The 3,487-nt window shown below is 38.4% G+C and carries 5 protein-coding genes, 1 tRNA gene and 1 pseudogene; 6 read left to right on the top strand and 1 reads right to left on the bottom strand.

The genetic code is table 11. The annotated features are described in order from the left end of the window. Positions 1 to 194: 194 nt before the first annotated feature. The 5 genes and pseudogenes from rpmG to ABPH35_RS10555 form a co-directional block, all read left to right on the top strand. Positions 195 to 347: a 50S ribosomal protein L33 gene (rpmG, locus tag ABPH35_RS10575; RefSeq protein ID WP_349989639.1), complete on the top strand. Its 153-nt coding sequence runs from the start codon at positions 195 to 197 to the stop codon at positions 345 to 347. Positions 348 to 356: 9 nt separating this feature from the next. Beyond that, complete coding sequence (gene secE / locus ABPH35_RS10570; protein ID WP_349989638.1) at positions 357 to 533, top strand: preprotein translocase subunit SecE; 177 nt, start codon at positions 357 to 359, stop codon at positions 531 to 533. An 86-nt stretch (positions 534 to 619) separates the two neighbouring features. After that, positions 620 to 1,159 carry a transcription termination/antitermination protein NusG gene (gene nusG, locus ABPH35_RS10565; protein ID WP_349989637.1) on the top strand — a complete coding sequence of 180 codons (540 nt, stop codon included), beginning with the start codon at positions 620 to 622 and terminating at the stop codon, positions 1,157 to 1,159. Between the two features lie 382 nt (positions 1,160 to 1,541). Beyond that, positions 1,542 to 1,847 (top strand): DUF4298 domain-containing protein, encoded by a 306-nt coding sequence (locus tag ABPH35_RS10560; protein ID WP_349989636.1) that lies wholly within the window; start codon positions 1,542 to 1,544, stop codon positions 1,845 to 1,847. A gap of 418 nt (positions 1,848 to 2,265) precedes the next feature. Then, positions 2,266 to 2,562: pseudogene (locus tag ABPH35_RS10555) on the top strand (transposase); the annotation flags it as partial. Between the two features lie 231 nt (positions 2,563 to 2,793). Here the strand turns inward: ABPH35_RS10555 and ABPH35_RS10550 are convergent. After that, positions 2,794 to 2,864, bottom strand: a tRNA-Cys gene (locus ABPH35_RS10550). Positions 2,865 to 3,044: 180 nt separating this feature from the next. Between ABPH35_RS10550 and ABPH35_RS10545 the strand changes: the two genes are divergently transcribed. Next, positions 3,045 to 3,487: ISAs1 family transposase (locus ABPH35_RS10545; protein WP_368849785.1), on the top strand; the 443-nt coding region annotated here is incomplete at its 3' end.

The raw sequence follows: 3,487 nt of genomic DNA, 5'->3' as shown, positions 1-3,487 counted from the left end.
AGATGATTATTTACCACAATTATTTGGAAAGTAGGTTAAGTATCATGATTATCAAACTTATCTCTCAATTCAAAAATGACTTTGGGACACAAAAACATCTCGAGAAGGTTTTCATGCGTTTGTCGTGAAAGAGTTGGTTTGAGTAGTTGCAAAATCTTAAAAAACATGGTAGAATAGCAAAGATGGAGGGCTTTATGGCACTGAAAAAAGCAAGCCTAGCGTGTGCAGTCTGTGGATCGCGAAATTATTCAATCAAACTCTCAAGCAATCCTAAGCCGACACGATTAGAAGTGAATAAATATTGTAAACATTGTGGTCGATACACCGTCCACAAAGAGACCAGATAGGAGTTTGTTGTGAAATTTTTAAAAGATATTATGCGTATTTTAAAAGATACGACTTGGCCAACGAGAAAGCAAAGTTGGAAAGATTTTGTATCTGTTGTACAGTATACAGCGTTTTTTGTGGTAATCATTTATCTCTTTGACCTTGTGCTGTCAAAAGGATTGATTAGCCTCATCAATCTTTTCTAGAAAATACTTGCAAGACAAAAATGGCCATGCTATAATGAAGAAAAGGGAAAGCCTTCGGGCTTTTTTATTATGAAAGGAAGCGAGCTATGTTAGATAGTTTTGATAAAGGCTGGTTTGTACTTCAAACCTATTCAGGATATGAGAATAAGGTCAAAGAAAACCTTCTTCAACGGGCGCATACCTATAATATGCTTGAAAATATCCTTCGTGTGGAAATCCCTACTCAGACCGTCCAAGTTGAAAAAAATGGTGAAATCAAAGAAGTAGAAGAAAACCGTTTCCCAGGATACGTCTTGGTCGAAATGGTCATGACTGATGAAGCTTGGTTTGTCGTGCGGAATACACCAAACGTTACAGGATTCGTCGGATCACACGGAAATCGTTCAAAACCAACGCCACTTTTGGAAGAAGAAATTCGTCAAATCCTCGTGTCTATGGGACAAACCGTTCAAGAATTTGACATTGATGTCAAGGTGGGCGATACGGTTCGGATTATCGACGGAGCCTTTACGGACTATACGGGAAAAATTACTGAAATTGACAACAATAAGGTAAAAATGGTCATTTCCATGTTTGGAAATGACACCATTGCTGAAGTGAATTTGAGCCAAATTGCGGAATTATAATGAATGGGGAGTGGGACAAAAATCGTGATTTCGTAGAAATCGATTTTGTCAATTTCGCTTTCTCATTTCTAGGCTCAAGTATTAACAGTCCACTGGACTGTTAATACCCGCGCAAGGTTGACTAGGTTTGTAGAATGTTGATTTATCAAGATTTGATAAACCAGACAACTACTGTGCTGAACTGTTAAATCTACAAAAATAATGAGGTCGAGGACTTTTGTCCCACTCCCTTTTGTACTTTTTAACGAAAGATAGACAATATCGGTCTGGAGACTGATTTCATTTGGGCAAAAAGAAGTTATGCTATATTCAATCCTAAATATTTTTCATAATCTCCTTAAAACACTAGCAAATTCGCTAGTGTTTTTGTTATACTGAAACTATGAATGATATCAAAAAGATCCAAGAAATGGAAAAAATCCTCAATCAAGCAGAGACAGTGTTGACAAATTTGGAACAGTCTGTAGAAGTGTTTGAACAGTTTCAATCTAGCTTAGCTAGCTTGTTTGCTTATTATGAAAGCAAGGAGTGGTTGCATCACTATCAAATGGATGAGGCAAGACAATTTCCAAAAAATCTGGCGCGCGGAGTCTTATCAGAAGATGCTGTCTATAATACCATAGTTCGTTATCATGAGCTGATGAAGAAGATGAGGAGGCTAGGGTACGAGGAAAATTCTTCTAAATAGAAAAAAGGGGAAAATCTACATCTTAAGACCGATGTGTTTTAACCCTGTTTAGTTTATATTATACTCAAATCCTAAAATTTTTCATAATCTCCGAAAATAACCAGCCGAAAGGTTGGTTATTTTTTGTCCAAAAGCATCAATGGTTTTCCTAATTAAAAATCAAAACATACTAAGATTAGTAGTGAGGAAATCTCCGACGGGAGAGAGTAGTCACTACTTTTTCGTTGTGTTAAAGTAGAGGTGTCTTGTGAAGTCGTGGGGCTTTTTGACGCTGGACGTCGTACTCAAAACTGGCAAGACACCTGTTTTAGGGAGAATGTTATCAAAGTATGTGGGATGCTAGACGTCGAGTATTGAAAATGACATCACTAAAACAAGGAATCAAACAAGATAAAGAGGTAATATCATGCGTACAGTATTTGGGATTGATCTCAGACACTATGAATCTGGGAACTTCTTAGCCAAAGAACATATCACCAAACGCGGGAACCCTTACGTGAGAAAGATTCTATTCAAGTGCATCCACAACATCGCTGCAGCTAGTCACACTAATCCCTGCCATATCGCAGATTTCTATGAGAAACGAAAAAGACAATCGCAGGTGACGTCAACTAAGCCACATACGATTGCCTCCATACATCGCCTCATCAGGACGATGTATTACCTCATAACGCATAACAAACTCTACGATTATACTTCAACCCAAAATCAGTAAAGTCGCCTATGCCCTATAATTCTAACACCTTGTTTTAAAAAATGCTAGTTCTGTACCTAAATTCTTTAAAGATAGCACAAAATAGCACAAACGCCTCCTCAAATGACTCTCTTGATACACTTTCACAAATATTTCTGAGTCAGAAACCGCATTATGCTTGACAAATGGTAGAAAAAAGCCCGATTTAATGGGCTTTTTGTTCGGTTAAATCCTGATAAATCAGGAATTGAAAGGCGGTAGACGGATTTGAACCGACGATCAAGCTTTTGCAGAGCCGTGCCTTACCACTTGGCTATACCGCCGTAACAAATAATATTCTACCGAAAAAAAGGCGATTGGTCAAGTGGTAAATGTGCTTGATTAGAATTTATTAGGAGCTAAAATACACGACAAACGCATGAAGAAAGTCTCGTTTTCAGATAACAGTTTCATAAACTAAGCTCGAATCCTTTGCTATACTAGAGATAGTGGAGGATTTTGTTATGAATGAGAGACTGGATTTCTTGATAGGTGTCCGTGATGATAGAGAATCCTGGAAAATTAAGCACACATTGTCAGATATTGTCTTGCTTATTTTCTTTGCGCGTCTATCAGGTGCAGAATATTGGGATGAAATTGAGGAGTTTGGGACTGCCTATGAGTCTTCCTTGCGAACCGTGTTGGAGTTAGAAAATGGGATTCCGTCTCACGATACGCTGCAACGAGTTTTTGCGACTCTAGATCCTCAAGTTCTAGTAGAAGTGACACAGATGTGGTCTGCTCTTCTTGAAGAGGCAGAGGTATCAGCTAAACATTTTACTCGTTTTTCGAAACGCCTGATAGCCATTGACGGAAAGACAATTAGAGGTAATGCCAGCCAACACCAGAAAGCCTTACATATTGTCTCCGCCTATGCGACAGATTTAGGGATTTCCTACGGTCAAGT

This window comes from Streptococcus handemini, from assembly GCF_040984445.1.
GTDB lineage: Bacteria > Bacillota > Bacilli > Lactobacillales > Streptococcaceae > Streptococcus > Streptococcus handemini.
Note: the sequence above shows the minus strand (reverse complement) of the source record. Positions and strands in the feature narration are given on the sequence as shown.